At 72.9% G+C, this 2,060-nt stretch carries 2 protein-coding genes and 1 pseudogene; 2 read left to right on the top strand and 1 reads right to left on the bottom strand.

What is annotated here, in order from left to right:
• Positions 1-192: pseudogene (locus tag GRC12_RS43930) on the top strand (GIY-YIG nuclease family protein); the annotation flags it as partial.
• 70 nt (positions 193-262) lie between these two features.
• Complete coding sequence (locus tag GRC12_RS46620) at positions 263-1,093, top strand: pentapeptide repeat-containing protein (protein WP_208786017.1); 831 nt, start codon at positions 263-265, stop codon at positions 1,091-1,093.
• On the opposite strand, the gene GRC12_RS43920 is transcribed toward GRC12_RS46620, so the two are convergent.
• Positions 1,055-2,060, bottom strand: a 1,006-nt coding sequence (locus GRC12_RS43920; RefSeq protein ID WP_208786016.1) for a cytochrome P450, incomplete at its 5' end; no start/stop codon positions are given. The genes GRC12_RS46620 and GRC12_RS43920 overlap by 39 nt on opposite strands.

Raw genomic sequence — 2,060 nt, 5'->3', positions numbered from 1 at the left:
CCCGCGGACCCCGCGTCCCGGCTCAGGACCGAACTCGCCGTGGAGCAGCGGCGGCTCAGGGAGTTCGAGGCGGCCGTACCCGAGTCGTCGGCCCATCTGCGGCTCATCGTCCGCGGGATCGAGGCGAAGAAGGAGAAGATCGCGAAGCTGCGGGAGCAGATCGAGGCCACCGAGGCGGCACGGCATCTCTAGCCGGCGGACCGGAGGTGGCGCGCGGGTGCGGGTGCCCTTCGGGGAAGCCGCGGTCGATAGCATGTGCGATATGCCAGATCAGACCGTCGGCAGCACCGACCTGCGTGCCGACTGCGAGCGGTGTTTCGGGCTCTGCTGTGTCGCCCTGCCCTTCGCCGCCTCCGCCGACTTCGCGATCGACAAACGGGCCGGCACACCCTGCCCGAACCTCCGGGGCGATCACCTGTGCGGCATTCACGCCACGCTGCGGCAGAAGGGGTTCAGCGGCTGCACGGTCTACGACTGCTTCGGCGCCGGACAGCGGGTCTCGCAGATCACCTTCGGCGGACAGGACTGGCGCGCCCGCTCGCGGGAGCACGCCCGGCTGATGTTCGACGTCTTTCCGGTCGTACGGCAGCTGCACGAGCTGCTGTGGTACCTCACCGAGGCGCTCACCCTGCCGGCCGCCCGCCCCCTCCACGCCGAGCTGCGCCGCCTCCTGGAGGAGACCGAAAGCCTCGCCGGTCAGGGCCCCGACCGGTTGGCCGCGTTGGATGTCGGCGCGCACCGGCAGACGGTGAACGTCCTGCTGCTGGAGGCGAGCGAGCTGACGCGGGCGGGTGTCCGGGGCCGTAGGAAGGACCGCCGCGGGGCCGATCTCATCGGCGCCCGCCTCAAGGGCGCCGACCTGCGCGGGGCGAATCTGCGCGGCGCCTGTCTGATAGCCGCCGACCTCACCGGTGCCGATCTGCGGGGCGCCGACCTGATCGGAGCCGACCTGCGGGACGCCGAGCTCACCGACACCGATCTGACCGGCGCGTTCTTCCTGACCCAGCCCCAGCTGAACGGGGCCCGGGGGAGCGCCGGCACCCGGCTGCCGGGCTCAGTCACCCGCCCGGTGCACTGGGCAGCGCAGCTCTGACGGAGCCTCCTCGACCGTGGCCGTCGCACCGGCGGTCACCGTGCGGCGGTCCAGGTGCAGCCGCAGCCCGTCCGGCATCAGGGTGAGCCGCTCGGTCACCCGCAGCCGGTACCCCGGGTCGGGGACGAACGCGTAGCGGCGCAGCAGCAGGCCGAGCACCAGGGTCGCCTCGTGCAGCGCGAACTGCCGGCCGATGCACGCCCGCGCTCCGGTGCCGAACGGCTTGAAGGTGTGCGCCGGGCGGGAGCGTACCGCCTTCGGGTCGAAGCGGTCCGGATCGAAGTGCTCCGCGTCGGCGCCCCAAGCCGTGGGGTCCCGGTGCAGCATCGGGGTGAGCACCAGCGTCCAGGCACCCCGTCGCATCGGGTGCTGTCCGGCCAGCACGGTGTCCTGGACGGCCTCGCGGGCGAACGCGGGCGCGGTCGGCCACAGCCGCAGCGACTCGTCCAGGACCCGGCGTACGTACCGGAGCTTGGCCACCTGGTCGTAGCCGGGCGTCGGGGTCTCTCCCCAGACGCGGTCGACCTCCGCACGGGCGCGCGCGGCGACCTCGGGGTGGCGGGAGAGGTAGTGCAGGGCGAAGGAGAGGGCGCCCGAGGTGGTCTCGTGGCCGGCCACCAGGAAGGTGATGACCTGCCGGCGGACGTTCTCGTGGGAGAGCCGTTCGCCCGTCTCGGGGTGGACGGTCTCCAGCATCCGGTCCAGCAGGTCGCCGTCACCGCCCGCCGTGCGCCGCGCGCGGACCAGGTCGTCGACCGTGCGGTTGAGGAAGGCGATGTCGGCCGCGTTGCGCCGCGCGGCGCGCCGGAGCAGCCCGGGGAAGGGAACGGAGTTGAGCCGCTGGGCGTAGGTGAGCGTGCCCACCATCGCGGTGATGAAGGGGTGCGGCCGGGACCGCTCGAAGGAGCCGAAGTCGTGGCCGAACCCGGTCCGCGCGATGGTCTCCAGCGTCAGCTTGGTCATGTCC

Origin of the sequence: Streptomyces griseorubiginosus (genome assembly GCF_017614965.1) — a bacterium.
In the GTDB taxonomy this organism is placed as follows: Bacteria; Actinomycetota; Actinomycetes; order Streptomycetales; family Streptomycetaceae; genus Streptomyces; species Streptomyces griseorubiginosus_B.
Note: the sequence above shows the minus strand (reverse complement) of the source record. Positions and strands in the feature narration are given on the sequence as shown.

Coding starts and splice junctions, on each gene's coding strand:
- GRC12_RS46620 (WP_208786017.1), top strand. CDS start 263: ATGCCAGATCAGACCGTCGGCAGCACCGACCTGCGTGCCGACTGCGAG.